This window comes from Dinoroseobacter sp. S375, from assembly GCF_049800775.1.
Taxonomy (GTDB): domain Bacteria; phylum Pseudomonadota; class Alphaproteobacteria; order Rhodobacterales; family Rhodobacteraceae; genus Dinoroseobacter.
The window spans coordinates 43,688-69,929 of record NZ_JBNAFR010000007.1 but is presented as its reverse complement, the minus strand read 5'-3'; the positions used below and the strand labels follow the sequence as shown (position 1 = coordinate 69,929).

Below are 26,242 nucleotides of genomic sequence, written 5' to 3'. Positions count from 1 at the left end.
TATATTGGGCAGACAGCCCGGGTCCCTGACGGCAACCAAGGGGCGTCTCCTGATCTGGGTTCCTTACGTGGGGCAGTCCGCGCGGCTTTTCAATGCACGCCTGTCCCGACGAAGGTCTTCTGCCAAGGCTGAGGGGGGATACCGCCCGGGCGACTCAGGTCGTCTGCCAGAGCATGCCTCCCCCTGTCCGCACCTGCAAGCCGCAGGCCCGGGCCGATCGCACAGAAGCTGTGGATATCCCCCGAATTTTAGCGAAACCGGCCTCTGAGCGGGCAAAATCGAGCGCTTTGTTAAGATTTGCCCCATTTCCGCCCGGTTTGCGCCCGTTCCGTGACAGGCGGTGGCCTTTCTCTGGCGGACAGAGGGTATTCGCATGATCCAGACGCTCTACCGGCAGCGCAGGCGCATTCTCGTCTGCGCGACACTCTTTACCTTAACGGCGATGGTCGGAGCCATGACAGATGGCCGGGCCCTCGCCCATGTGCCGTTCTGGGCGCCCCCAGTGGCGACACTGCTGTTCTTTGCCCTGTCTGCGGCGGGGATTGCGGGGCTGATTGCGCTAGCGCCGCAGCTTCGTCGCCTGTGCGAGGTGATTGCGCTGTTCACGCTGATCGAGACGCTGTTCATCTGGATCCAGCCGGAGGCCAATGCCGCCCTGTCCAACCCCGTACTCCGGCTGGCCATAGCGGCGGCGGTGATCGCATTGCTCTACCTGATCCTCTACGGGCGTCTGCTCGACCAGGTTCCGGCCCTCTTTGCCTTTGGCGCGCGCCACAAGACCCTGATCGCCGCGCCGCCCGAGCAGGTCTGGCCCGCCGTCGCGCCAAGCCCGGTTGCCCCGGCCGACCCCGATGAAAAGGACGGCGCGGGTCCCCGCCCCACCGAGCCCCCGTATCTGTGGAGCCATACCCCCGAGGCAGTGACCGTGATCCTGCTGGAGCGGCCCTGGCGCTGCCGCTTTGCGGTCAAGCCCGAGGCGACGGGCCCGCGACGCGCGGCGGGGATCTTCGACATCCGCTTGCGGCCTTGCACGCAGGGTGTGCATCTCGAGATCGGGCTTTATCAGACCGGGATCCCTCTCGGAGAGGTGCTCCGGCTCTGGCTCGACGATGTTCTGGGCAGCGAGGGCGACCGGCTACGCGCTTGCCACAGGCGCAGGATCAGCGGTAGGTTTGATCCTTGTTAAAACCCGGAGTTATTTACCATGTTCTTTCGCATTTGCGCCACCGTACTGACCCTCGGCCTCGCGACCCCGGCTTTCGCCGCCGTCACCCCCTATTCAGACTACACTGACTTCGCCTCGCTCGCGACCATCGGCGCGACCGGATTCGACATCGATACGTCCACGGATTTCCCTGGAAATACCACATTAGCGTCAAATACTGGCGAGGAAGGCGTCAGAAGCGATCCGAACGGTGGTCCCTTGGAGTTCACCGGTATTAACGGCTTCGAGGTCGGCATGACCTTCGGCAATGACCAGATGGGCAATCCCGGAACCTCCGGGATCTTCGATGTGATGCTGGAGGCCTATTCCGGCGCAATCCTGCTCGGCAGCGTGACCGTAACCTCGAACGGAAATGACCTGTCGGACCAGTTCATCGGCTTCGGCACCACGACAGCATTCGACCGTGTGGTTCTGGACTACAAGACACCGGCGGACCCAAGACTGGCCCGCTTCATCACCGAGGTCCGCTTCGGTCTCGACGCACCTGCCCCGATCCCACTGCCCGCGGCCCTGCCGCTCCTGCTTCTGGGTCTTGGCGGACTGGGCCTCGCCCGCGCGCGCAAAGCCGCCTGAGGCTCAATCCCGGCGCCTGCGGCGGAAAATCTTTCGCGGCAGGCTCGTGCTGCGCAACAAAACACCGCGAAAAGCCGTCCGCACGTCACTTTCTTGGCCGTTTGTCTGTTGACGCCCGTCAAACAGGCACCTAATGTCCCGCGCACGGACGGAAAGGACGCAGGAAATGCCCGCTATTGTCGTACTTGTTGGAATTTGGCGCATGGGCCGGTAACGGAAACCCTACCGATCCCCTTGCGCCCCCGAGTAAGACCGGGGGTTTTTTTATGCCCGACCGCACGAATCCAAGGCCCTGAGGCCCGCGTGAAGCAAAGGAAAAGACGATGAGCACGCAGATGACCGGCGCACAGATGGTGGTTCAAGCCCTGAGAGATCAGGGCGTCGACACGGTATTCGGCTATCCGGGCGGGGCTGTCCTTCCGATTTATGACGAGCTTTTCCAGCAGTCCGACATCAAGCATATTCTGGTGCGCCACGAACAGGCCGCGACCCATGCCGCCGAGGGCTATGCCCGCGCAACCGGCAAGCCGGGCGTTGTTCTGGTGACTTCCGGCCCTGGTGCCACCAATGCGGTGACCGGGATCACGGACGCCCTGATGGACAGCATCCCCATGGTGGTGCTGTCGGGTCAGGTGCCGACCTTCATGATCGGCAATGACGCCTTTCAGGAAGCCGACACCGTGGGCATCACCCGCCCCTGCACCAAGCATAACTGGCTGGTCAAAGAGACCGACATGCTGGCCGATACCATCCATCAGGCCTTCCACGTGGCGACCCATGGCCGCCCGGGCCCGGTGCTGGTGGACATCCCCAAGGATGTGCAGTTCGCCGAAGGCAACTACACGCCGCCCGCCAAGGCGGACACCCGGCATTACCAGCCGCGCGTGAAGGGCGATATCGAGGCGATCACCGCCATGGTCGAGCTGATGGAGACGGCAGAGCGCCCGATCTTCTATACCGGCGGCGGCGTGATCAATTCCGGCCCGGCGGCGAGCCAGCTTCTGCGGGAATTCGTGGCCGAGACCGGCTTTCCGATCACCTCGACCCTGATGGGGCTTGGCTCCTACCCGGCTTCGGGCGAGAACTGGGTCGGCATGCTGGGGATGCACGGGCTTTATGAGGCCAACCTGGCCATGCATGGCTGTGACCTGATGCTGAATATCGGCGCACGGTTCGACGACCGGATCACCGGGCGTGTGGCTGATTTCTCTCCCAATTCCAAGAAGGTGCATGTCGACATTGATCCATCCTCAATCAACAAGGTGATCCGGACCGACGTGCCGATCATCGGCGATATCGGCCATGTGCTCGAAGACGCTCTGAGGATCTGGAAGGCGCGTGGTCGCAAGACCAACAAGGCCGGCCTGCAGAAATGGTGGGCGCAGATCGAGGAATGGCGCAAGGTCCGCTGCCTCGATTTCAAGAACTCCGAGACGACGATCAAGCCGCAATATGCCCTGCAGCGGCTCGAGGCCCTGACCAAGGACCACCCCAAGCGCTACATCGCAACCGAGGTGGGCCAGCATCAGATGTGGGCCGCGCAGTATCTGGGCTTTGACGAGCCGAACCGCTGGATGACCTCAGGCGGGCTGGGCACGATGGGCTATGGCTTCCCGGCCTCGATCGGGGTGCAGGTCGCCCATCCGGACGCGTTGGTGATCAATGTGGCGGGCGAGGCCAGCTGGCTGATGAACATGCAGGAGATGGGCACCGCGATCCAGTATCGCCTGCCGGTCAAGCAGTTCATCCTGAACAACGAGCGTCTGGGCATGGTGCGCCAGTGGCAGGAGCTGCTCCATGGCGAGCGCTACAGCCATTCCTGGTCCGACGCCCTGCCCGACTTCGTGAAGCTGGCCGAAGCCTTCGGTGCCAAGGGCATCCTCTGCAAGGATCCCAAGGATCTGGACGACGCGATCATGGAGATGCTGGACTATGACGGCCCGGTTCTCTTCGACTGTCTGGTCGAGAAGCACGAGAACTGCTTCCCGATGATCCCGTCGGGTGCCCCCCATAACGAGATGCTGCTGGGCGAAGCCGAGACCCAAGGCGTTATCGGCACCAAGGGCGCCGTTCTGGTGTGATCCTTTGGCTGCGGGGGCGCAGTGCTCCCGCGGCCCCACCCAATTTTACGTTTCAAAGAAAAGATCAGCGCCACGCGCTGCAATGAAAGCGAACAGATGTCCCCGCTGAAGATTGAACAAGGCTCCTCGAAGCATTCCGCCTATGACCTGCGCTCCACCTTTGGGGACCATCAGGAGACCCACACGCTGGCCGTCGTTGTCGACAACGAGGCGGGGGTTCTTGCGCGGGTGATCGGGCTGTTTTCCGGGCGGGGCTACAACATCGAAAGCCTCACCGTGGCCGAGATCGACCATGAGGGGCACCGCTCGCGCATCACCATCGTGACCACGGGCACGCCGCAGGTGATCGAACAGATCAAGGCGCAGCTGGCGCGTATGGTGCCGGTGCATGAGGTCCATGACCTGACCGTCGAGGGCGCGAGCGTCGAGCGCGAATTGGCGCTCTTCAAGGTTGCAGGCACGGGCGACAAGCGGATCGAGGCCCTGCGTCTGGCAGAGATCTTTCGCGCCAATGTGGTCGACAGCACCCTCGAAAGCTTCGTCTTCGAGATCACCGGGACCCCGGCCAAGGTGGACGCCTTTGGCGATCTGATGCGCCCGCTCGGCCTGACCGAGATCGCCCGGACCGGCGTTGCCGCCCTGTCCCGCGGCCCCGGCATCCCTGACTGATCACGCCTGAGCGCGGACGCGCTTGGGCCCGGAACATGTCGCTGTGAGAAAACCCTGGTCGGGAATTCACGCGAATTCCGCCCTTTTGAGGTTCTAAGCTTCTCCCAATCCTTGGGAGGAGCCTCTGATGACCGATTCTCTGAGCGCCGTGTGCCAGCCGATCACCTCGGCCCGTGGCCTGCCCAACGCCCATTACACCGATACGGCGCTTTATGCGCGCGAAACCGAGATCCTGCTGGCCGGACATTGGGCCGGGCTCGCCGTGGCCTCGGATGTCCCGACCCCCGGCGATGCGGTCCCGCTGAGCTTTTGCGGTCAGCCGCTGTTGCTGATCCGGGACAAGGCCGGGCGCGTGCGCGTTTTTCAGAATGTCTGCCGCCACCGGGGCATGATCCTCGTGGATCAGCCGCGCAGGATCGAGGGCGCGATCCGCTGCCCCTATCACTCCTGGTGCTACGGCACGGATGGCCGGCTGGTCACAACGCCCCATGTGGGCGGCCCCGGTCAGAACACCCATGATGCCATCGACCGCAGCCTGCTGGGTCTGATCGAGGTGCCCAGCCATATCTGGATGGATGTGGTATTCGTCAATCTCAGCGGCACCGCCCCGCCCTTCGAAGAGGTCCATGCCGATCTGATCGCCCGCTGGCGCGCGTTCGACCAGCCCCTCGCCCCCGGCGGGGCCGAGAGCCGCTTCGCGCTCCAGGTGAACTGCAACTGGAAGCTGGCCGTCGAGAATTATTGCGAAAGCTATCACCTGCCTTGGGTCCATCCCGGGCTGAACGCGATCTCGCGACTGGAAGATCACTACAATATCGAGGCGCCCGGGGCCTATTCCGGACAGGGCACCGAGGTCTATCAGCAGTTCCGTGCCCCCGATGGCACCCCCGCCTTCCCGGATTTCGAGGGTCTGTCGACGGCCTGGGACACGGCGGCGGAATACATCGCGGTCTATCCAAATGTCCTGCTGGGTGTGCACCGGGATCATGTGTTCTCGATCCTGCTGATCCCCGAGGATTGCGCGACAACCACCGAACGCGTGGCCCTGTCCTATGCGCGCCCGGATACGGCCCCGGAAATGCGGGCCGGGAATGCCGCCCAATGGAAGGCCGTCTTCGAAGAGGACATCTTCGTGGTGGAGGGGATGCAGCGCGGGCGCATGGCCAGCGGATTTGACGGCGGCGCCTTTTCTCCGGCGATGGATGGGCCCACCCATTGCTTCCACGCCTGGGCGGCTTCGGCCCTGCAGGAAGGATCGCGCCATGCTGCAGAATAAGCCCGCCTATCGTGAAGACCGCGCGCTCGACCTGGCGTTGCAGGCGGCCCATGCCCGCTCGGACAAGAAGATGCTGATCGCGCTTTATGCGGCGGCGGCTACGCGGCGGCCCGAAGCGGCGGCGTTCTTTCTGACACATGCCTATGTCTATGCGCTGGAAAGTGGCGCGGGCGATGCCGGGCCCCTGCGGGCACGGCTCGTGGCAATGGGGGCCGAGGTCTGAACCCCGGCCCCCTGTGCCCCGTATGTGTGAAGTCCCGTGAGTGAGGGTGCCTTAGCCGCCTGCGGGATAGAGACCGCCATCCTGAGCCACCGCCAGCTCTTCGGCGTCGATCGCGCCATCGGCATTGGTGTCCATGGTGGTGTAGGTCTCTTCCGTCAGCGTCGGGAAACCGACGAGCAGTTCGGCGAAGGAATACATGCCGTCGCCATCCGTATCCATCTCTGTGCTCGCGCTCACGGCGGTTGCCGTTGCAATCAGAGCCGACGACGCGATCAGTCCGAGGATCATGGATTTCATTGTGTGTGTCTCCTTGAGATCAGTTTTCGAAGACCGCGTTCACCGCGCCCTTCACGCCCCTAGAGCCATTTGAGCCGCCCTTTATCCGGGCCCGGACCGCGCGCGGCCGGTGTCAGCATGGCACCGCCCAATCCCGTAGGGCGCGCGCGCAGATCTCTGCCGATCAAGCCCTGCAGAAACCCGCTCGGCAGGTTTCCTCGTATTGAGAGCCGCCCGGACAATGCGCAGCTTTGACCCATGACACAGTTCACCGCCCCTCCCCCCGCCACCACCGAGGCCGCGCTTGTGGCCCTGATCCCCGGCCTGACCCGGGCCGCCCGGGCGCTGGTCCCGTCCCAGAGCGATGCCGAGGACCTCGTGCAGGAAGCCCTGTTGCAAGTCTGGAGCCAGCAGCGCGCCGGGGCCGAGATCGAGGCCCTGCCCGCCTATGCCCGCGCCACCCTGCGCAACGCGACGCGCCGGCGCGGACGCCTGCCCGCGACCGATGCCCTGATCGAAACCGACTGGGTGAATGAGGCCGCTGAAACCGGACCGCGCCGCGTCGCCTTTGCGGATGTCATGCAGGCGATCGCCACCCTGCCGCCGGAGCAACGCACTGCGCTCACCGCCGTGGTGATCGAAGGACAGGAACCCGAGGATGTGGCGCGCCAAATGGGCGTGGCCCATGGCACGGTGCTGTCACGGCTCGCCCGGGCGCGGGCCAAGCTGCGCACCTTGTGCGAGCTCTCGGACGGCGCAGAGGCCAGCAGCCTTCTGCCGCGGCAAAGCGATGGGGATTTCTAGACGGGTCTTAGCCGTGCGCGACGACAGGCGGCTCTGCCAACCCATACCCTGAAACGAAAAACGCACCGCTCTGGGTTAACCCCAGTGCGATGCGCCTTTGTCACTTGTGGTCCTTGGATCACGCCAGCGCTTGTTGTCTCCGGCGGCGTGCCAATGTCAAACCACCTACAGCGACCGCAAGCAGCGGGAGCGACGCAGGCAGAGGAACCGGGGCGACGGTGAGAGCTTCGCCGACTAGGTAGTAGTCGTTCTCGCCGTCAGACAGGTCCGCGAAAGGTGCGGGCGTGCCATCGTTGGGTGCCGCGATAAAAATCGCGTCCTCGGTATAGAGGAAAGTCGTGTCGCCGAACACAGCCGCGACAGCGCTGCTGTCAAAGCTGAGGCCGGGACCCGCGGGCTGACCAAAGAAGACGAACCCCACCGTAAATTCTTCGACGGAGTCTGTCGCTTTCGCGAGCCCAATCGTTCCGTCGGACGTGATAGTCCCGCCGACGCCGACGGTCGCGCCGCCGACAAAAAACGAATAGGTTTTGGCAAGTGCAGGTTGCGACAACAACAACCCGACCACCGTTGCGAGTACAGAGAGTAGTTTCATGGTAGTCCTACTGGATAGTAACACATGCGACCGCCATGGTCCCCCACAACGCCCGCACACACACCTTTCATTAACCAAAGCGGCAGCTCAACGAAAGCTTTTATTTTATTGGGAAACCCCGAGCCTGAGAGCGGTAAACGCCTTATATTTAAGCGCCTTGCGGGCAAATCCAGCCTCGGTTTCATCGCCCGTCCCCGGCGGCGAGTTCGATTGTTTCTCAGGGAATTCCCGTCCAAGGAGTGCACCTGCTACAACAGTACCGTCTAAGTTGTGTCGGCCGCCCCAACGCATTGGGCCCCGCTTGCCCCGACTCGCTGTCCCATCATGCGCCGCAAGACGGTGCATGATGGCTGATTTCGGACAGCCCTTACTTGCTGATAGTGATCCGGCGCGCGGTCATTTCGATCCGTTCCCCGGTCATCGCCTCGGTCCATGCCACCCGCGTGGCGATACAGGGCACCTCCGTATCGCGGGCCGCGTCGACCCCTTTGACATAAGCGAATTTCACCGTGGAAAAACGCAGGCTTTTTCCGGCGAGGGAATAGCTGATCTTCCGCGTAATTTCCCGCAAGTCAGACATGACGGAACTGCTATAGCCGCCATTTTCAAAGGGCTCGACCCAGGCAATTCCGCAGACCGCAACCCGGCCCTGGTAATTCATTGCCTTTGTACCAACGACGAGCGATCCAAGATGCCCACCGTTCAACCCCATGTAAGTGAAGGTATCATCGATCTTTTCTGCGAGCGCGGGCGCAGACAGCGAAACGGACACAGCGAGCGCAGCAGAGAGTTTTGTGAGACAGTGTTTCATGGGCATCCTCAAGGAAATCTGAATTACGCAATTTCCCATCAGACCGGGGATATATTCCGACGGGATTCCATATTGAGCGCAATTCAGAATTGAAACACCTGCCCTATTGCCGCAGGTCAAGAAAAAAGGCGGCCCGAAGGCCGCCCATTAAGTTTCGCAAGTCAGGCTCGTCGTTATTACCGCCCGTGTTTTCTGCCTGCGGCCTGACCGCGTCAAAGGCGAGCGCACCCGCCTTGGATCTTTTGTGACCCATGGGGGTGGGTCACAGAGCGCGCCATGCCAGAGGTCGAACAGTCTCCGACCGGCGCACCCAAGCGGACCGAGGGTCTCCCCCCGGCCCGAATTCTCTTAGCTGCAGCCCGAGGTGGCGCCGCAGGTGTTGCACTTCATGCAGGTGCCATTGCGGACCAGCGTGTAGTTGCCGCATTCGCCGCAAGCTTCGCCCTCATAGCCCTGCATCTTGGCCTTGGCCCGAGCATCCATCCCGGTGGAGACCGAGGTTTCCGCGCGCACGGCCGTCATGGTGGCCACTTCGCCGCCGCCAATCGTGCCGGTCACCGGGATCTCGGCGACCGCAGGCTGTCCACCGCCCTGCAACACGACCAGTTCCTGGGGCATGCGCTTGCGCAGATAGCCGGTCGAACTGATCTGCTTGAGCACTTCGAGCGACTTGCTCGCCGCATTGTCGGACATCTGCTTGACGTTGGAGACGCCCTCTTCCTCGCCGCGCCCGAGATCGTCGAAGCTGGCACCGGTGGGCTGGACATGGGCCAGATCGGTCCGGTCGAGATAGCTCACCGCCAGTTCGCGGAAGATATAGTCCAGGATCGAGGTCGCATTCTTGATGCTGTCATTGCCCTGAACCATGCCGGCCGGCTCGAACTTGGTGAAGGTGAAGGCGTCCACGAACTCCTCCAGCGGCACCCCGTATTGCAGGCCCACCGAGACCGCGATGGCGAAGTTGTTCATCATCGCCCGGAAGCCCGCGCCTTCCTTGTGCATGTCGATGAAGATCTCACCGAGATTGCCGTCGGAATACTCGCCCGTCCGCAGATAAACCTTGTGGCCCCCGACAACCGCCTTCTGGGTGTACCCCTTGCGGCGCTCGGGCATCTTCTCGCGGTGCGAGCGGATGATCTCCTTCACGACAACCTTCTCGATGATCTTCTCGGCGACCACCTGGGCTTTCTCCATGGTGTTGCCGGTTTCGAGGATCTCGGCGGCCTCTTCATCATCCTCGACCAGGGCCGCGGCGAGCGGCTGGCTGAGCTTGGAGCCATCGCGGTAGAGCGCGTTGGCCTTGGTGCCGAGCGACCAGCTCAGCTCGTAGGCCTTCTGGCAATCCTCGATGGTGGCGTCATTGGGCATGTTGATCGTCTTGGAGATCGCGCCCGAGATGAAGGACTGGGCCGCCGCCATCATGCGGATATGGCTGTCCACGCTGAGGAACCGCTTGCCGGTCTTGCCGCAGGGATTGGCGCAGTCAAAGACCTTGTAGTGCTCGGTCTTCAGGAAGGGCGCGCCCTCCAGCGTCATGGTCCCGCAGACATGGTTGTTGGCCGCATCGATATCCGCCCGGGGGAAGCCCAGATGGCGCAGCAGGTCAAAGGTCGGATCGTTCAGCTTCTCGGCGGGAATGCCGAGGGTCTGGGTGCAGAACTCTTCGCCCAGGGTCCATTGGTTGAACACGAAGCGAATGTCGAAGGCCGATGGCAGGGCCGCCTCGATCTTCTCGATCTGCGCCGGGCCGAAGCCGTGGCCGATCAGTGCCGTGTGGTTCACACCGGGCGCATTGCCGAGGGTGCCGTGGCCCACTGCATAGGCGATGATCTCTTCGATCTGGGCCGAGCTGTAGCCGAGCGTTTCGAGCGCTGCGGGCACAGACCGGTTGATGATCTTGAAATAGCCGCCGCCTGCGAGCTTCTTGAACTTCACCAGCGCAAAGTCCGGCTCGATCCCGGTCGTGTCGCAATCCATCACGAGACCGATGGTCCCGGTCGGGGCGATCACCGTGGCCTGCGCGTTGCGGTAGCCATGCTGCTCGCCCAGCTCCAGCGCCTCATCCCAGGCGGATTTCGCGAGCTCAACCAGGGTCTGGTCCGGGCAGCTTGCATGGTCCAGCGCCACCGGCTTGGTCGCCAGCGTGTCATAGCCCTCGGTCTTGCCATAGGCCGCCGTGCGGTGATTCCGGATCACGCGGAGCATGTGATCGGCGTTCTTGGCATAGCCCGGGAAGGTCCCGACTTCGGAGGCGATCTCGGCGGAGGTGGCATAGCTCACCCCGGTCATGATCGCGGTCAGCGCCCCGCAAAGTGCGCGGCCCTCATCGCTGTCATAGCCGTAGCCCATGTTCATCAGCAGGCCGCCAATATTGGCGTAGCCGAGGCCAAGGGTCCGGAAGTCATAGGAGCGCTGCGCGATTTCCTTGGAGGGGAACTGCGCCATCAGCACCGAGATTTCCAGCGTCAGGGTCCAGAGACGCGCCGCATGCATGTAGCCTTCGGCGTCGAACTTGCCGTTCTTGTAGAAGGTCAGCAGGTTCATCGACGCGAGGTTACAGGCCGTATCGTCCAGGAACATGTATTCCGAGCACGGGTTGGAGCCGCGGATCGCGCCGTCTTCGGGGCAGGTATGCCAGTCATTCACCGTGTCGTGGAACTGGATGCCGGGATCGGCACAGGCCCAGGCTGCGTGGCCGATCTTCTCCCACAGCTCGCGGGCCTTGATCGTCTTGGCCACCTTGCCATCCGTACGGCGCAGCAATTCCCAATCGGCATCGTCCTTGACCGCCTTGAGGAAGGCGTCCGTAACGCGGACCGAGTTGTTGGAGTTCTGGCCGGAGACCGAGTTATACGCCTCGCTGTCCCAATCCGTGTCATAGGTCGGGAACTCGATCGCGGCGTAGCCTTGCTTGGCATAGTCCAGCACGCGCTTGATATAGGTCTCGGGGATCGACACCTTTTTGGCACCGCGGATCGCCGTCTTGAGCGCCGCGTTCTTGGTCGGATCCACGGCGTCCTCGCCCAGACCGTCCCATTCGCCGATGGCGGCAAAGATCTCGTTCAGCTTGGCTTCGTGCATCTTGGAGCCGGCGACGATGGAGGCAACCTTCTGCTCCTCTTTCACCTTCCAGTTCACGAATTCTTCGATATCCGGGTGGTCCGCATCGCAGATCACCATCTTGGCAGCGCGGCGCGTGGTGCCGCCCGACTTGATCGCGCCCGCAGCCCGATCGCCAATTTTGAGGAAGCCCATCAGGCCCGACGACTTGCCGCCGCCTGACAGGGCTTCCCCTTCGGCACGGAGGGAGGAGAAGTTGGTGCCCGTGCCGGAACCGTATTTGAAGAGCCGCGCCTCGCGGACCCAAAGGTCCATGATGCCGCCGTCATTCACCAGATCGTCGGCGACGGACTGGATGAAGCAGGCATGGGGCTGCGGATGCTCGTAGGACGAGGTGGATTTGGTCAGCTTGCCCGTGGCGTGGTCGACATAATAGTGACCCTGCGCCGGACCATCGATGCCGTAGGCCCAGTGCAGGCCCGTGTTGAACCACTGGGGCGAGTTCGGGGCGGCCATCTGCTTGGCCAGCATCAGCTGCATTTCCTCGAAATAGGCGCGCGCATCGGCCTCGGAGGTGAAGTATCCCCCCTTCCAGCCCCAATAGGCCCAGGCACCAGCCAGACGGCGGAACACCTGTTTGGCCGAAGTCTCGCCTCCATAGCGCTTGTCCTCAGGCATTTTGGCGAGCGCCTTGTCATCGGCCACGGACCGCCACAGGAAGGACGGCACGCCCTTCTCACGGACGGGCTTCAACGCCGCCGGAACCCCGGCCTTGCGGAAATACTTCTGCGCGATCACGTCGGAAGCCACCTGGCTCCAGGCGCTTGGCACCTCTACTTCGTCGAGCCGAAAGACGACCGTGCCGTCAGGATTGCGGATCTCCGAAGCGGTAATCGCGAAGTCGATGCCCGCGTATGCGTCTTGTCCGTCTTTGGTGAAATGGCGTTCGATTTTCATGTCTGCCCCATGCTGGCCATTTGAGTGTCGGCCATGCGGTTGTTCCGCCGTGCCGGTGATGTGTTCGTGCGAAGGAGGTCCAAGCAAATCTGTCCCTGGCCCTGAAACCGCTATGCGCCTGCAGGATCGTATGTTGGATCTTTGGTCTGTCTTGGAAGTGACACCAGATGTGGTGTTCGCCCCCTCCGCATACACAAACTGGCGTAGGTGGAGGGGGCCGGTCAACTACATTTTGTGACGTTTCCACGACAAAACACTATTGACGGTGGATTAACCTAGATTCGTTTGGGGCTGTGTTTGAGGGGGCAAAAACCGTTAACCGGAACACAGGGAGAATATTCATATATTCTTCACACAGGTTAACCAAAACACCCGGTTTATCCACAGGTTGAGACCGAATCCTGGGGGCGACTCGCCCGTGCCGCGCTCGATTCGTGTGCCGATGGCGCAAGCGCCCTGAGATCCAAGATCCAGCGGCTTAACCACGCTTGTTAACGAAACGCCCAAAAAAAACGCAACGTCACGGGAGTTGTGTGAACTAGTACCTTAAAAAAAACACAAAGTTTTACTAAATCCTGTATCCAGAGCGCCGTGTATTGGTTCGCACGGTCTCAGTTTTGTAACGAGTGAGACTGTTTGATGACTCTTAACCCTCTCCGCCCCCTGGCGGTCATGGCGATGTGCGCCCTGACAAGTCCAGCCTCTGCCGTGGTGGTCGCCCATGACGCGCAGGGGGCTTATCTCGCGGTGACCAAGGACGCCTATATCGGGGGCAAGTATGCCTTTCCGGTTGCGGCGCGGGCTCCGGCCCCTGTCCCCGTGGCAACGCCATTGACACCCGCGCCCGCTGTGCCGGCCATCGACCCCGTGGTCGTGGCCGTTCTGGCCGGCATCCTGATCGCCATTCTCGTGCTGAATGGTGGGGATGACGATGGCTCCACCAGCGTGGCCGACACGATCATGCCCGATCCGACGCCGCCCGCCGAGGAGCCGCCCTTTTTTCCGCCCTTCGAAGAGCCCCCCACGCCCCCGAGCCAGGAAGAACGCCCGACGCCCGACGTGCCCCCGGTGCCGCTGCCGCCTGCGCTGCTGCTGCTGCTCTCGGCACTTGGCGGCTTGGCCTTGCGCAAACGCTTGTCCGCCTGATCCCGCGGGGTGGCATATGCCGCCTCGGATCAGGCCGTCGCACAAAACGTCGAAGGACCACCATCGCGTGAGAGGCGCACGTGCCGAGGCCCGGTCCATCCATATTACCGGATGTGCCGTTAGAAAGGCCGTTGCGGTGGGTTTTGCTGATGGTCGGGACGGCAAGATTCGAACTTGCGACCTACGGTACCCAAAACCGTCGCGCTACCAGGCTGCGCTACGCCCCGACGAGGCAGTGCTTAGCTTCCTTGACCGGGATTGAAAAGCGCGATTTCGCCGGGATGCAGCGGGATCAGTCGTCGCATGGCCAGGCGGCCGTGCTCTGGTCAAAGGACGGATGCTGCAGGAGCGTGCCCGCCGCGATGCCGTATTGCAGCGCGAGCCCGCCATTGATCTCAAGCACCGCAAGGATATTGTCGCCACCAAAGATCGGGGTTTCATCCAGCGGCACGGCGTTGGAATGCACCCGCTGCACGATCCCGGTTTTGTCGACAAAGATCATGTCGAGCGGGATCAGAGTGTTGCGCATCCAGAAAGACACCGATTGCGGCCGCTCATAGACAAAGAGCATGCCAGCGCGCTGAGGCATACTTTCGCGGAACATCAGGCCCCGGCCCCGTTCCGCATCGTCATCGGCCAGCTCGATCGTGAACTGCGCCTGCCCCCAAGGCCCCTGCAGGGTCACACGGTCCGGCGCACAGGCCGCATGGGCAGCCCCGCCCAGACACAGCGCGGCACAGATCGCCACATACCGCAAAGCCCGCGCGCCAAAGGCACCCAGGTCCGGCATTGTCAGATACGAGTTCATTCGGATTGCGCGGCGTCCCAGCTCAGCACCTCGAGCGCGAGGCTCCCGCGCTCGCTTTCGCCGATGCGCACGGCCACGGCTTCGCCCGCCTGCAGGTCCGAGAAACCGCACCGGCGCAGCACGTCCATATGCACGAAGATGTCTTCATCCCCGCCAAAGACGTTCAGAAAGCCGAAGCCCTTGACCTTGTCGAACCATTTCACCCGGCCCGGCACCATGGGAACATCATCGAAGTTCTGCGCAGCGCCCAGCGGGCCCGAGACATCCTCGTCGAGTTCCGGCGGGGTGATTGCAACCACTTCCACGGCCTGAACGCCGCGGGGGGTCTCCTGCACACGGATCTGGATCTGCGCACCATCGGCGACCGAGCTTTGCCCGAAATTCCGCAAGACATTGGCATGCAGCAAAATATCGGGGCCATCCGCCTCGCCAACCACAAAGCCGAAGCCCTTTTTAGGGTCAAACCATTTGACGGTCCCGTAAACAACTGGACTGCTAGTCATAGGCTTCTGCACGGCAGTGATCCGGGTTACGCAAGGTTAAGTCAGGGAGTGGTCCTGATTTGTTAATGGTCACATGTGTTAACGGTGCGTGCAACAAAAACTTTGTCTTTCAAAGGGGTTGCGCGGGGTGCGCCGCCAGGTCACGGGTTCAACCGGTTGATTTTCCAAGTTTTTTCATCATTCTCGCGGACCCACCGAAAACGATCATGTAACCGGAAATCGCCATCGGCCCAAAACTCCATTTCGACCGGGCGCAACCGATACCCGCCCCAGAAGGGAGGCCGTTCCGGCGAAAGCCCCTTTTCCAGACCGATTTTCGCAACCTTCGCCATCAGACTGCCGCGGCTCTCGAGGGGCTTGGATTGCTCGGAGGCCCAGGCGCCGATGCGGCTCTGCAGCGAACGACTGTTATAATAGGCGTCGGCCTTAGGCCCGTCCTCGCGGGTGATCGGTCCGCGGACGCGGATCTGCCGGTGCAGGGACTTCCAATGCATGACAAAGGCCGCCTGCCCCGCGCTATCGATCTCCTGCGCCTTGGCCGAGCCGTAATTGGTGTAGAACACGAAGGCATCCGCCTCGATCTCTTTCAGAAGAACCATGCGCACATTGGGCAGACCGGCGGCGTCGACCGTGGCCAGCGCGATGGCGTTGGGATCGTTGGGCTCGCTCGCCTCGGCCTCGGTCAGCCAGGCGCGCGCCAGAGCAAACGGATCCTCTCCTGCAAATATCCCGGTGCGTTCCGCCATCTCAGCCTCTGTTGCCTTGCTGCAGTGTTCCGCTGGTATGTGGCACAGCGTTCCCTTGAAGCAAAGAACTTGATCGCCTAAACGGTGCCGAATTGCATGCGGCGGACAAGGGACGACAGATGTCAACGGGATTGATGCACGGAAAACGCGGCCTGATCATGGGGCTCGCCAACGACAAGTCGATCGCCTGGGGCATCGCAAAGGCCCTGGCCGACCAGGGCGCCGAAATGGCCTTCACCTATCAGGGCGAAGCGTTTCGTAAGCGGGCCGAGCCTTTGGCGGCCGAGCTGGGGGTGACCGAGCTCTTTGACTGCGATGTGAGCGATCCGGCCTCGCTGGACGCGGTGTTCGACGGTCTGGCCGAGCGTTGGGGCAAGCTGGACTTCGTGGTCCATGCCATCGGGTTCTCGGACAAGTCCGAGCTGCGCGGGCGCTATGTCGACACCAGCGCGGACAATTTCCGCATGACCATGGATATCTCGGTCTATTCCTTCACCGCCGTGTGCCAGCGCGCCGAGAAGCTGATGACCGATGGGGGCTCGCTCCTGACGCTGACCTATTACGGCGCCGAGAAGGTGATGCCGCATTATAATGTGATGGGCATTGCGAAATCCGCACTGGAGACCAGCGTGCAGTATCTGGCCGAGGATCTCGGCAAGCAGAACATCCGCGTCAACGCCATCAGCGCGGGCACGATCAAGACCCTGGCCGCCTCGGGCATCGGCGATTTCCGCTACATCATGAAGTGGAACGAGCTCAACGCCCCCCTGCGCCGGACGGTGACACAGGATGAGGTCGGCAAATCGGCGCTCTATTTCCTGTCGGATCTGTCGAGCGCGGTGACCGGCGAGGTGCATCACGTGGATGCAGGCTATCACGTCGTCGGCATGAAGGCGGTGGACGCCCCGGATATCGACGCGGTGACAGGCCGGAAGTAAGCGATGGAGCTGTCCCAGATCCTCGCTTTCAACGCCGCTTTGCTGGTGGCGATGGCGAGCCCGGGGCCGGCCCTTCTGGTGCTGACGCAGACCGCCATCTCGGTGGACCGGCGCAGCGCGATCTGGACAGGCATCGGGCTGGGCAGCATGGCAGCGCTCTGGACGCTGGCGGCGCTTCTGGGGCTCGACCTTCTCTTTGCGCTCTTTCCGGCCTCCTATCTGGTAATGAAGACCCTCGGGGCGCTCTACCTGATCTGGATCGCCTGGGGGACCTGGAAGACCGCCAAGGCCCCACTCGGCGCCGTGCCCCGCGTGACGCCGCGCCGGGCCTTTCGCCGGGGGGTTACGGTGAATTTCGCCAATCCGAAATCCGTGCTCTTTGCGGCAGGCGTTCTGGTGGTGATCTTCCCGCCCGACCTCGGCGCAGCCCAGATCGCCTTTGTCGCGCTCAACCACCTCATGATGGAGATCGCGGTCTATAGCCTGCTGGCGGTCGCGCTCAGCCGACCGCGGGCGCGCCGCGCCTATCAGGCGGCGAAAACCCATCTCGACCGGCTGACGGCGGCTGTGCTGGGCGGGCTTGGTCTGCGCCTCTTGCTGGACCGGACGCCATGACACTGGCGGCCTTTGCCTCCATCGCATTGATCCATCTGATGGCCGCAATCAGTCCCGGCCTCTCTTTCGTGGTGATCACACGCGTGGCCGCCGCCGAGGGTTTGAAGTCTGCCCTTGCCCTTGCTGTCGCCTTTGGTGCGGGTGCGATGATTTGGGCGGGTACCGCGCTCTTCGGTCTGGCACTCGTGTTTCAGGTCATGCCCGTCCTCCTGACTGTTCTGAAACTCGCCGGCGCGGGGTTCCTCCTTTTTGTGGCCTTCATGATGTGGCGCCACGCGCCCGACCCGCTGCCGACGCTGTCGAGCGGGCGCACCCGCTCCCTCTGGTCGGTGTTTCGCTTCGGGCTCGTGACCCAGTTGTCGAACCCCAAGGTGCCGGTTTTCTTCGGCGCCGTGTTCATCGGCATCCTGCCTGCCGATGCGACCGGGCTCGAGATGGCCATCGTCTTGGCCTCGGTCTTCGTGGTCGAAACCGGCTGGTACGTCATCGTGGCGCGGCTCTTTTCCTTGCCTGCGCCCCGGGCGCTCTATCTGCGAATGAAATGCGTCTCGGACCGGGTGCTGAGCGTGGCGCTGGCCACGGTGGGCGCGCGCATCGCCCTGACCTGAGGCCGGACCGCGCCAAGAGCAGTGGCAACTTCACGCAACCTGTCATAGAGACACAACAAGAGCACTGGGGACGGAGAGGGATATGACCGACCAACTGCCGCATGAAAAAGGGTTTCACGTCAGCTGGGACCAGATCCACCGGGACAGCCGGGCGCTGGCCTGGCGGCTGGACAAGCGCGGCCCGGGCGAGGATGGCGCCTGGCGCATGATTCTCGCGATCACCCGTGGCGGCATGGCTCCGGCGATGATCGTGGCGCGTGAGTTGGACATCCGGCAGGTCGGCACGATCTCGGTGCAGTCCTATCACCACCAGACCCAGGGCCAGACCACCGTACTCAACGAGCCCGATGCCGGGCTCATGGGCGATGGCACCGGCGTGCTGGTCATCGATGATCTGGTCGATAGCGGCCGCACCCTCGAAGTGGTGCGCGCCAAGTATCCCAAGGCGCATTTTGCCACCGTCTACGCCAAGCCCAAGGGCGAGCCCATGGTGGACACCTTCATTACAGGCGTGAGCCAGGATACGTGGATTTTCTTTCCCTGGGACATGGCCCTGCAATATGTTGAGCCCTATCGCGGCGCATAGCGCCGCAGACCAGAGGAGCTTGCAACACCCATGGCCCCCTATACGCGACGCCAGATGATCCAGGCCACTGCGGCTGCCTCCGTGGCGGGGCCCGCCATGGGGGCCGAGACGGTCTATCCGGATTGCAGCGATCTTTACGTGATCATGGCGCGGCTGCACCCCAGCCTGCCTGCGGACACTCCGGATACGATTGCCGAGTTCTCGGTCACTGGGGACAAGGATGACGAGGATATCCTGCGCAACACGCGCCTGTCCCATTACACCCTGCGCCGGAGCAGTGTCTCGCGCGACCTGCTGTTTGAGGGGCAACGCCCGAATGTCGATGTCTCGCAGGCCTCGCTGTCCTACGAGTTTCAGCCCGATGCCGCAACGCCCGAGATGATGGTGATCGGCTGGCCCTCCGCAGGATCCGAGGCGCTGTCTAAAAAACGGGCCGCGCTGCGGGGAGAATTCCCCGTGACAGTCAGGGTCGATGACGGAGCGGTGCAGACGATCACGGCGGCCACCCGGAGCGGGAGGAGCCACATTCCCCTGCCTCGCGACGGGACGCACCTGATGGATGGCCGAAAGCTTGAGGTGCGGATCGCGGCCATGGGCTTCGAGATGACTGCTCTGTTCGACACGCGCCACCTGTCACCGACCATTCCCATCGCCCGCCAGAAGGCCAATGCCCACGCGGTGCAGGCCGCAACCGCCGGGGGCTGCAAGCCCGCCTGCGTGATGACCTCGGCCGCTGTGGACCTGCTCGGGCGCCCGGATGACTGCTTCGAGCTGAGCCAGATGCGCGAACTGCGCGCGCGCTTTCCGGAGCGTTCGGATGTGGTCGAGGCCTATATCCATGCCTCCAACGATCTTCTGGCGCGCGGTCAGGGCGTCGCGCTGCGCAGCGCCATCCTGATATTCTACGCGCTGATCGTCTGGCCCACAGCCCTGCTCGTGGCCGCGCGCCTCTATCGCGGTGCCGGGCTCTACTATCTGGCGGGCTTCTCATGTCTCTGCCGCCTCTTCCGCATCGCGCCGCCCCCACCCCCCGGGTCACTGCCATGACCCACGCGCATCTCGCCCCCAGCATGACCGCCACCCAGTCCCCGCCTGTGATGGAGGCGCGGCGCTGGCTCGCCGCTGCCAGCCTGCCTGCAGGTCTGGCACTGCTCAATGTCAGCCAGGCCGCCCCGGTGGCACCGCCGCCCGCCCCCCTGCGCGCCGCCATGATCGCGGCCATCGAGGACGATGATGGCAGCCACCTCTACGGCCCCGTCCTCGGTCTGCCCGCGCTGCGCGACACCCTCGCCGCGTCGATGACACGGCGCTATGGCGGCCCCGTCTCGGACCAGCAGATCGGCATCACCTCGGGCTGCAATCAGGCTTTCGCCGCCGTGATCTCCACCCTGGCCGGGCCAGGTGATAACGTGATCCTGCCGGTGCCATGGTATTTCAACCATCAGATGTGGCTGCAGATGACCGGGTTGGAGCCTCGGGCGCTCGATACCGGGCCGAGCCTTCTGCCGGACCCCAAGGCCGCTGCCGCGCTCATCGATGCGCGCACCCGGGCCATCGTGCTCGTCAGCCCGAACAATCCCTGCGGCACCGAATATCCCGACATCCTGCTCGCAGCCTTCCGCGACCTCGCCGCCGCCCATGGGCTGGCCCTGATCGTGGACGAAACCTATCGCGACTTCGACAGCCGCGCGGGCGCGCCCCATAGCCTGTTGCAGGATCCCGACTGGGACGAGACGGTGATCTCGCTCTACTCCTTCTCCAAGGCCTACCGGCTGACCGGCCACCGCGTCGGGGCCATCGCCACCTCCCCCGCGCGCCTCGCCCAGGTCGAGAAATTCCTGGATACGGTGCAGATCTGCGCCCCGCAGTTGGGACAGCGCGCCGCCCTCTGGGGGCTGCAGCATCTCGATGATTGGCTCGCCGGGGAACGGGCGGAAATCCTGGCCCGCCGCACCGCGATGGAAGCCGCCTTCCGGGACTTGCCGGATTGGGACCTGCTCGGCTGCGGCGCCTATTTCGGCTATGCCCGCCACCGGCTGGGGATCGCTTCGGATGCGCTGGCGGAACGCATGGTCTCGGATATCGGCGTGCTGGCCCTGCCGGGCACCATGTTCTCCCCCCAAGGCGCCGCGCGCGGCCGGGACGAGATGCGCTTTGCCTTCGCCAATATCGATGCCCAAGGGATTTCCGCCCTCGCCGACCGGCTTGCCGGTTACGCGCCCGTCTCCCGATCTTAAGTCCGGAAATATCCCGGGGGTTTGGGGGCTGGCCCCCAATCCGCCCGTCCCACGCGTCTTTGCCGCGGAATTGACGCGCCGCGCCCGCCATCCGCTTGCCGCCATCGGCGCAACCCCCTAAACACATCGCACCACGTTATCTGCGCCGACCCAACGCCGGATCCGCTCGAGGAGAGACCAACGCCATGAAGGGTAAAACCTCCAACATCTTCATGTTCATTCTGATGGGCCTTCTGATCCTCGGGCTTGCGGGCTTCGGTGTCTCCAGCTTCGGCGGCTCCAACTCGCAAGTGGCCAGCGTGGGCGATACGGAGATCACCGTCACCGATTACGGCCGCGCCCTGCAGAACCAGCTCCGCTCGGCGGCGCAGCAGTCGGGCCGCGCGGTGCCCATGGCCGAGGCGCGGCAGATCGGGCTCGATCGACAGGTTCTCGCCCAGCTCGTGAACACCGCCGCCATCGACAACGAAGCCGCCAAGATGGGAATCTCCGTCGGGGATGAACGGGTGGCCGAACGGATCCAGCAGATTCCGGCCTTTTCCGGGCTGAACGGCGCCTTTGACCGCGAGGCCTATACCTTCACCCTGCAATCGAGCGGCCTGACGCCCGAACAGTTCGAGGCCCGCATCCGCAACGAGGCCGCCCGCAACCTGCTGCAGAATGCCGTGGCGGGGGCGCTGCGCGTGCCCGAAACCTATACCGAGACCCTGTTCGACTTCATTGGCGCGCGGCGCGATTTCACCTGGGCCGTGCTCGCGGCCGGGGACGCCACGCTCGACATTCCCGAACCGACCGACAGCGACTTGCAGGCCCATCACGAGGCCAATGCGGCGGAGTTCACCCTGCCTGAAACCCGCGAGATCACCTATGTGCTGCTCAGCCCCGAGATGATGCTCGACGAGGTTGCCCCCAGCGAGGCAGACCTGCGGCAGGCCTATGACGCGGCCGCCAGCATCTACCAGCGCCCGGAACGGCGCCTGATCGACCGGCTCGTTTTCAACTCCGACAGCGAGGCGGCCGAGGCGCTTGCCGCGATCACCGATGGCAGTCAGGATTTCGATGCCCTGCTCGCCGCGCGCGGTCTGAGCCTCGATGATGTGGATCAGGGCGAAGTGACCCGCGCCGATCTGGAGGACGAGGTCGCCGAGGCCGTGTTCGGTCTGACCCAGACCGGCGTTGTCGGCCCCCTGCCCTCGCCCCTCGGTCCCGCGCTCTACCGCGTCAATGCCCTGCTCGCCGCCCAGATCACCAGCTTCGAAGAGGCCCGCGAAGAGCTGACCGCGACCCTTGCGGGGGATGCGGCTCGCCGCGCCGTGGCCGATGAGATCGAAGCGCTCGATGATCTGCTGGCCGGTGGGGCCACCCTCGAAGAGCTTGCTGCCGATACCCCGGCGGAGCTGGGCTCTCTCTCGCTGGCCGCGGGCAGCACCGAAGGCATCGCCGCCTATCCGGAGGTCCAGGAGGCGGTTCAATCCCTGCGCGATGGCGACTTCCCGGAGATCTCGATCCTCGATGACGGGGGTGTCTTCGCCCTTCGCCTCGATGGGATCACTGCACCCCGACTCCAGCCACTTGAAGAGATCCGCGATACCGTCGCCGAGCATTGGCGCGCCGCGCAAATCGACGCCGCCCTGATGACCGAGGCCGAAGGCCTGGCCGAGCGGTTGCGCGCGGGCGAGAGCTTTGCCGCGCTGGGTCTCACCCCCCGGGTAGAGGACGCCCTTACCCGCGAGGCCTTCATCGAGGAGACGCCGCCCAGCCTCGTGACCGAGGTCTTCGCGCTCGACGCTACCGATGCGGTCGCCCTCGTGCCCGGTAATGGCGCGGTCTATCTGGCCCAGCTCGATGGCATCCTGCCCCCGGATGACGCGGATCCCGATGCGGAGTTCCTGCAAGGCGTGCTCGGCCAGAGCATCAACCGAGGCCTCGTCGAGGACATCTTCACCGCCTATGCCACCGCGCTTCAGATCGAGGCGGGCATCACCATCAATCAAGCCGCCATCGACGCGGTGCAGGCCCAGTTCCCCTGACCCTGCTGCGGCGAGCCCGGCCCGCCGACCGCCCGAGCCCCTGCCAGAACGAGACCGCGCCATGGCCCTGATCCCAGATTACGACGCCTTCGAGGCCGCCTATGCCGAGGGCCGCAACCAGGTGGTCTATACCCGGCTGGCCGCTGATCTCGACACGCCGGTCTCGCTGATGCTCAAGCTTGCCGGGGCCCGCAAGGACAGCTTCATGCTGGAATCCGTGACCGGCGGCGAGGTGCGCGGACGCTACTCGGTGGTAGGGCTGAAGCCGGATGTGATCTGGGAATGCCGGGGCGAGACCACGCGGATCAACCGCTCGGCCCGGTTTGACGCCGACGCCTTCGAGACGCTGGAGGCCGATCCGCTGACTGCCCTGCGCAGCCTGATCGCTGAGAGCCGGATCGACATGCCCGATGACCTGCCCCCGATCGCTGCCGGGCTGTTTGGCTATCTCGGCTATGACATGATCCGGCTGGTGGAGCATCTGCCCAATGTGAACCCCGACCCGCTCGGCCTGCCCGATGCGGTGCTGGTGCGCCCCTCGGTCGTCGCCGTGCTGGATGGGGTGAAGGGTGAGGTCACCGTGGTCTCGCCGGTCTGGGCGAGCTCCGGTCAATCGGCCCGCGCCGCCTATGCCCAGGCCGCGGAGCGGGTGATGGACGCGGTACGCGACCTCGAACGGGCCGCCAGCAGCGAGAGCCGCGATCTGGGTGAGACCGCCGAGCTGGGCGCGCCCGTGTCGAACTTCACCCATCAGGGCTATCTGGACGCGGTCGAGACAGCCAAAGACTATATCCGCGCGGGCGATATTTTTCAGGTCGTGCCATCCCAGCGCTGGACGCAGGACTTCCCCCTGCCGCCCTTCGCGCTCTATCGCAGCTTGCGGCGCACCAATCCGTCGCCGTTCATGTTCTACTTCAATTTCGGCGGGTTCCAGATCGTTGGTGCCTCGCCCGAGATCCTCGTCCGGGTCTTTGGGCGCGAGGTCACGATCCGGCCCATCGCGGGCACCCGTCCGCGTGGCAAGACACCCGCCGAAGACAAGGCCCTGGAAGAGGATCTGCTGGCCGATGCCAAGGAGCTGGCCGAGCACCTGATGCTGCTCGATCTGGGGCGCAACGATACGGGCCGGGTCAGCAAGATCGGCACCGTGCGCCCGACTGAAGAGTTCATCATCGAGCGGTACTCCCACGTGATGCACATCGTCTCGAACGTGGTCGGAGAGCTGAGCGAGGATCACGACGCGCTCTCGGCGTTGCTGGCCGGTCTGCCCGCCGGGACCGTTTCCGGCGCCCCCAAGGTCCGCGCGATGGAGATCATCGACGAGCTGGAGCCGGAAAAGCGCGGCGTCTATGGCGGCGGCTGCGGGTATTTCGCGGCCAATGGCGACATGGATATGTGCATCGCTCTGCGCACAGCGGTGGTGAAGGACGACAAGCTCTATATCCAGGCTGGCGGCGGCGTTGTGTTTGACAGCGACCCCGAGGCCGAGTTCCAGGAAACCGTCAACAAGTCCAAGGCGATCCGAACGGCGGCCGAACAGGCCGGGCTCTTCGCCAACGGGGCGCAGGGCAACGGCTAGGCCGCCCGGTCGGCCCGCGCGGCTAGGGCGTGGCCGCCCGCTGAAGGAAGGCCGAGACCGGCGCGACCGCGACCTCGTTTGCGGGCAAGCCCGCGCTCCATCCCGCCAGCATCCGCAGCACATCCGGGCCGCTAAGCGCCTGCACCACGCCGCCCTGTCCCGTCCGCGCCCGCAAGGCAATGCGGTCCAGCGTGCGGCGCAGGGCAAGCGCGTCCTGTGCCGCGACTTCGGCAAAGCTGGCAGCCGCCGGGACCCCGGCACGCCGTGCTTCCTGCACCGCCGCATCGAGCCCGCCGCCCGGCGTGATCAGGCCATGGCCTGTCTCGGCCAGAACCTCGGAAAGGTGGCGCAGCAACACCCGGTCCGACAGGACCGGGCTCGTGCGCGGCACCCACACCCCGACCGCTTCGGGCAGACGTGCGATATGCGCCGAGAGCGCCACGTCGATATCGCGCGGCTCGGGGCGGCTTGGCAGGCCCGTCAGAGTGATCAGAACATCATGCCCGGCGGCCCGCATCCCGGCGGCAAGGCGGGCCGCCTCGGGCAGGCTCGGATCGATTGCCACAGACAGCGGAAGGCGCCGCGCGGTCAGGTCATCGGGATCGAGCCCGCCATCCGACGACGCCTCCACCAGAATCGACAGAAGAGATGCAGTGTTCGGCGCCGCGAAGTCCTGACCATTGCGGGTCAACGCCCCGACCGGCGCCCCCGCTTCGGCGCGAGACGTGTCGGGGAGAGCGCTCGGAGTGGTCCCCGCATCGCCGATCCGTGGGATCCGGCCGGAGATCCCCGGCCCGGCCATGGCAAACCGCTCACTGTCCAGCACAAGACGCCGGGGCAAGACCCCGCTGGGCGGCGCGACCTCCTCCGTTGCCGGGACGGCGAGGTCAGGCTCCGGCGCGGGCGGTTGCGGCGGGGGTGCGGGGCGGCTCACGGCGCGCGGCGCGACCGGCGGCAGGGGCAGATCCGCGGGGGCAAGATCCGGGCTGGGCGCGGCGATGCCCTGCTCCGCGATTTGCGGCGCTGCCTGCACGGGTGCCGCAAGGCGCGGCGTCTCCGGCGCGGCACTGACCTCCGGCGCAGCGCGCATCGGGGCGTCAGGCGCGCGCGGAGCGGCCGCGTCTTCAACGGGCGTTGCCATGGCCATCGGTGACAGGGGCGCTGTTTCGGCCTGCTGCGCCATCGGAAGACGCGGCGCTGCCGCGCCCGTAACCTCGGGGGCAGTGGCAACCGGCGCGGCACTTGCCACCACCGGCACGTCCGTGGCCGGCGCGGGCAACGCGGTCGGAACCCGGTCGCCGCCCGTGTCGGGCATGGCCAGAGCCGGGGCAGCGCCGCCGGGCATGGCAGTTGCCGGAGACGGACGCGCAAGCGTCAGATCAGGTCCCGGCGCCGGTGCGGTCACGGCCTTCGGCTCTGCCGGGGCGGCACTGGCCACGGCCACATCACGCTCTGCAGCGGCCACGGGCGGCAGCGGATCGAGCCCTGCGGGCGGCGCGTCGACCACCTGCCGCAGGCCGGGGGCTTGCGGCGCGGTGCTCTGCGGCACGGATCCCGATGCGCGCTGGGACAGTCCCGCATCATCCGCCCCGGCCTCCGGGGCGGCTGCCTGATCCGGTGCGGTTTCCTGCAGTTCGGCCCCGGGCAACGCCTCGGGCGGGTCGGCAAGCAGGCTGCGCTCCCCCGAGACAGGCCCGCGGGTCATGGCATCATTGAGGTCGCGCAGCGGAAAATAGAGCGATGCCGCCACGAGCAGGATCATGCTCGCCGCGCCGCCCCAGAACAGCCCTGATAAAAGCCCCTTGCCCATGCCATCCGCTCTTGCTTTGCCAAACCGACGTCTGCGCCGCCTGTGGCGCGATGCGTCTTGTCCCGATCATCGCGCCCCCCGCCGTG

At 64.5% G+C, this 26,242-nt stretch carries 24 protein-coding genes and 1 tRNA gene; 16 read left to right on the top strand and 9 right to left on the bottom strand.

The features are described from left to right. Positions 1-373 precede the first annotated feature (373 nt). From ACP150_RS15430 to ACP150_RS15405, 6 genes are all read left to right on the top strand, one after another. Positions 374-1,186 carry a hypothetical protein gene (locus tag ACP150_RS15430; RefSeq protein WP_424967558.1) on the top strand — a complete coding sequence of 271 codons (813 nt, stop codon included), beginning with the start codon at positions 374-376 and terminating at the stop codon, positions 1,184-1,186. 18 nt (positions 1,187-1,204) lie between these two features. Continuing rightward, positions 1,205-1,798 carry a VPLPA-CTERM sorting domain-containing protein gene (locus ACP150_RS15425; protein ID WP_424967557.1) on the top strand — a complete coding sequence of 198 codons (594 nt, stop codon included), beginning with the start codon at positions 1,205-1,207 and terminating at the stop codon, positions 1,796-1,798. A 323-nt stretch (positions 1,799-2,121) separates the two neighbouring features. Beyond that, positions 2,122-3,879: an acetolactate synthase 3 large subunit gene (locus ACP150_RS15420; protein ID WP_424967556.1), complete on the top strand. Its 1,758-nt coding sequence runs from the start codon at positions 2,122-2,124 to the stop codon at positions 3,877-3,879. A gap of 96 nt (positions 3,880-3,975) precedes the next feature. After that, on the top strand, positions 3,976-4,548 hold the full coding sequence (gene ilvN / locus ACP150_RS15415) for an acetolactate synthase small subunit (RefSeq protein WP_424967555.1): 573 nt from the start codon (positions 3,976-3,978) through the stop codon (positions 4,546-4,548). A gap of 127 nt (positions 4,549-4,675) precedes the next feature. Beyond that, positions 4,676-5,824 carry an aromatic ring-hydroxylating oxygenase subunit alpha gene (locus tag ACP150_RS15410; RefSeq protein WP_424967554.1) on the top strand — a complete coding sequence of 383 codons (1,149 nt, stop codon included), beginning with the start codon at positions 4,676-4,678 and terminating at the stop codon, positions 5,822-5,824. Beyond that, positions 5,811-6,047, top strand: a complete 237-nt coding sequence (locus tag ACP150_RS15405) for a hypothetical protein (protein ID WP_424967553.1) — start codon at positions 5,811-5,813, stop codon at positions 6,045-6,047. Before ACP150_RS15410 ends, ACP150_RS15405 begins: the two co-directional genes overlap by 14 nt. A 51-nt stretch (positions 6,048-6,098) precedes the next feature. Here the strand turns inward: ACP150_RS15405 and ACP150_RS15400 are convergent, their stop codons facing one another. Continuing rightward, on the bottom strand, positions 6,099-6,344 hold the full coding sequence (locus ACP150_RS15400; protein ID WP_424967552.1) for an EF-hand domain-containing protein: 246 nt from the start codon (positions 6,342-6,344) through the stop codon (positions 6,099-6,101). 237 nt (positions 6,345-6,581) lie between these two features. Between ACP150_RS15400 and ACP150_RS15395 the strand changes: the two genes are divergently transcribed. Next, the gene (locus ACP150_RS15395) at positions 6,582-7,127 is read left to right on the top strand and encodes an RNA polymerase sigma factor (RefSeq protein WP_424967551.1); all 546 of its coding nucleotides are present in this window, start codon (positions 6,582-6,584) and stop codon (positions 7,125-7,127) included. Between the two features lie 118 nt (positions 7,128-7,245). Here ACP150_RS15395 and ACP150_RS15390 read toward each other — a convergent pair whose 3' ends face one another. From ACP150_RS15390 to ACP150_RS15380, 3 genes are all read right to left on the bottom strand, one after another. Then, positions 7,246-7,722: a VPLPA-CTERM sorting domain-containing protein gene (locus tag ACP150_RS15390; protein ID WP_424967550.1), complete on the bottom strand. Its 477-nt coding sequence runs from the start codon at positions 7,720-7,722 to the stop codon at positions 7,246-7,248. A gap of 367 nt (positions 7,723-8,089) precedes the next feature. Beyond that, positions 8,090-8,533, bottom strand: a complete 444-nt coding sequence (locus tag ACP150_RS15385; RefSeq protein WP_424967549.1) for a hypothetical protein — start codon at positions 8,531-8,533, stop codon at positions 8,090-8,092. 348 nt (positions 8,534-8,881) lie between these two features. Then, positions 8,882-12,550: a vitamin B12-dependent ribonucleotide reductase gene (locus ACP150_RS15380; RefSeq protein WP_424967548.1), complete on the bottom strand. Its 3,669-nt coding sequence runs from the start codon at positions 12,548-12,550 to the stop codon at positions 8,882-8,884. Positions 12,551-13,222: 672 nt separating this feature from the next. Between ACP150_RS15380 and ACP150_RS15375 the strand changes: the two genes are divergently transcribed. After that, on the top strand, positions 13,223-13,696 hold the full coding sequence (locus tag ACP150_RS15375; protein WP_424967547.1) for a hypothetical protein: 474 nt from the start codon (positions 13,223-13,225) through the stop codon (positions 13,694-13,696). A 150-nt stretch (positions 13,697-13,846) separates the two neighbouring features. On the opposite strand, the gene ACP150_RS15370 is transcribed toward ACP150_RS15375, so the two are convergent. The 4 genes from ACP150_RS15370 to pdxH all read right to left on the bottom strand — a co-directional run bounded on the left by ACP150_RS15370 (position 13,847) and on the right by pdxH (position 15,753). Further along, positions 13,847-13,923: transfer RNA gene (locus tag ACP150_RS15370), tRNA-Pro, on the bottom strand. 65 nt (positions 13,924-13,988) lie between these two features. Next, the gene (locus ACP150_RS15365) at positions 13,989-14,486 is read right to left on the bottom strand and encodes a DUF192 domain-containing protein (protein WP_424967546.1); all 498 of its coding nucleotides are present in this window, start codon (positions 14,484-14,486) and stop codon (positions 13,989-13,991) included. 14 nt (positions 14,487-14,500) lie between these two features. Continuing rightward, positions 14,501-15,007 carry a cold-shock protein gene (locus tag ACP150_RS15360; RefSeq protein ID WP_424967545.1) on the bottom strand — a complete coding sequence of 169 codons (507 nt, stop codon included), beginning with the start codon at positions 15,005-15,007 and terminating at the stop codon, positions 14,501-14,503. Between the two features lie 140 nt (positions 15,008-15,147). Next, a complete protein-coding gene (gene pdxH, locus ACP150_RS15355; RefSeq protein ID WP_424967544.1) occupies positions 15,148-15,753 on the bottom strand; it encodes a pyridoxamine 5'-phosphate oxidase in 606 nt (201 codons plus the stop codon). A gap of 119 nt (positions 15,754-15,872) precedes the next feature. Between pdxH and fabI the strand changes: the two genes are divergently transcribed. The 8 genes from fabI (at position 15,873) to trpE (ending at position 24,346) form a co-directional block, all read left to right on the top strand. Further along, a complete protein-coding gene (fabI, locus tag ACP150_RS15350; RefSeq protein ID WP_424967543.1) occupies positions 15,873-16,691 on the top strand; it encodes an enoyl-ACP reductase FabI in 819 nt (272 codons plus the stop codon). A 3-nt stretch (positions 16,692-16,694) separates the two neighbouring features. Beyond that, positions 16,695-17,306, top strand: a complete 612-nt coding sequence (locus ACP150_RS15345) for a LysE family translocator (RefSeq protein WP_424967542.1) — start codon at positions 16,695-16,697, stop codon at positions 17,304-17,306. Next, positions 17,303-17,914, top strand: coding sequence for a LysE family translocator (locus ACP150_RS15340; RefSeq protein ID WP_424967541.1), 612 nt, complete (start codon positions 17,303-17,305; stop codon positions 17,912-17,914). The genes ACP150_RS15345 and ACP150_RS15340 overlap by 4 nt, the downstream gene beginning before the upstream one ends. A gap of 82 nt (positions 17,915-17,996) precedes the next feature. After that, positions 17,997-18,500 carry a xanthine phosphoribosyltransferase gene (gene gpt / locus ACP150_RS15335; RefSeq protein WP_424967540.1) on the top strand — a complete coding sequence of 168 codons (504 nt, stop codon included), beginning with the start codon at positions 17,997-17,999 and terminating at the stop codon, positions 18,498-18,500. Positions 18,501-18,554: 54 nt separating this feature from the next. Continuing rightward, complete coding sequence (locus tag ACP150_RS15330; protein ID WP_424967539.1) at positions 18,555-19,547, top strand: hypothetical protein; 993 nt, start codon at positions 18,555-18,557, stop codon at positions 19,545-19,547. Next, positions 19,544-20,737, top strand: coding sequence for an aminotransferase (locus ACP150_RS15325; RefSeq protein ID WP_424967538.1), 1,194 nt, complete (start codon positions 19,544-19,546; stop codon positions 20,735-20,737). Before ACP150_RS15330 ends, ACP150_RS15325 begins: the two co-directional genes overlap by 4 nt. 185 nt (positions 20,738-20,922) lie before the next feature. Next, positions 20,923-22,767 carry a SurA N-terminal domain-containing protein gene (locus ACP150_RS15320; RefSeq protein WP_424967537.1) on the top strand — a complete coding sequence of 615 codons (1,845 nt, stop codon included), beginning with the start codon at positions 20,923-20,925 and terminating at the stop codon, positions 22,765-22,767. Between the two features lie 61 nt (positions 22,768-22,828). After that, entirely contained in the window at positions 22,829-24,346 is a 1,518-nt protein-coding gene (trpE, locus tag ACP150_RS15315) for an anthranilate synthase component I (RefSeq protein ID WP_424967536.1), read from the top strand. A gap of 22 nt (positions 24,347-24,368) precedes the next feature. Here trpE and ACP150_RS15310 read toward each other — a convergent pair whose 3' ends face one another. Continuing rightward, the gene (locus ACP150_RS15310; RefSeq protein ID WP_424967535.1) at positions 24,369-26,156 is read right to left on the bottom strand and encodes a divergent polysaccharide deacetylase family protein; all 1,788 of its coding nucleotides are present in this window, start codon (positions 26,154-26,156) and stop codon (positions 24,369-24,371) included. Between the last annotated feature and the right edge of the window lie 86 nt (positions 26,157-26,242).